General features: G+C 61.3%; 1 protein-coding gene. It reads right to left on the bottom strand.

The features are described 5' to 3' along the window. Positions 1–180 precede the first annotated feature (180 nt). Positions 181–504, bottom strand: a 324-nt coding sequence (locus JK635_RS28470) for a YceB family lipoprotein (RefSeq protein WP_202654664.1), incomplete at its 5' end; no start/stop codon positions are given.

The raw sequence follows: 504 nt of genomic DNA, 5'->3' as shown, positions 1-504 counted from the left end.
GCAGGAACTCGGTGAATCCCTCGACGAGGCCCATGATGAATGCTTTAAAGAGTAATGCCAGATCCATGCTTGTATTTTTCTTGGGTGAAAGATGCGCTGCGGGAGCCTGCGCGTTGAAAAAGGAAAACCCGCCAAGATGATACAGGCGGGTTCGGTAGGTAGCCCCCGAGACAATACGGTTCAGTTGACCGGCGCAAAGGTTACCACGAGGCGATCCGGCTGAGTGACGATTTTCTGGGGCGCAAACTGCACGCCGGCATAGCGCAGGTCGCTGGAAGAAAAGCTGTACACCGGTAGATCGCCCAGCAGCTGCGCAGCCAGGAAACTGGCGATATTGGCAAGCTGGCCGCCAAACGCCTGGTCCAGTCCCGGTATGCGCAGCTCATCCACCCGCGGGTCGCCCAGCAGCAGCACGCCGCGCGACATGTCCACCCGCGGCACGCCCGACACGGTCAGGCTGCCGCGGATGCCCCTGCCCAATGCCAGCACCGGCGCCACCGACAG

The organism is Neobacillus paridis (assembly GCF_016765675.1).
GTDB lineage: Bacteria > Bacillota > Bacilli > Bacillales > Cytobacillaceae > Neobacillus > Neobacillus paridis.
Note: the sequence above shows the minus strand (reverse complement) of the source record. Positions and strands in the feature narration are given on the sequence as shown.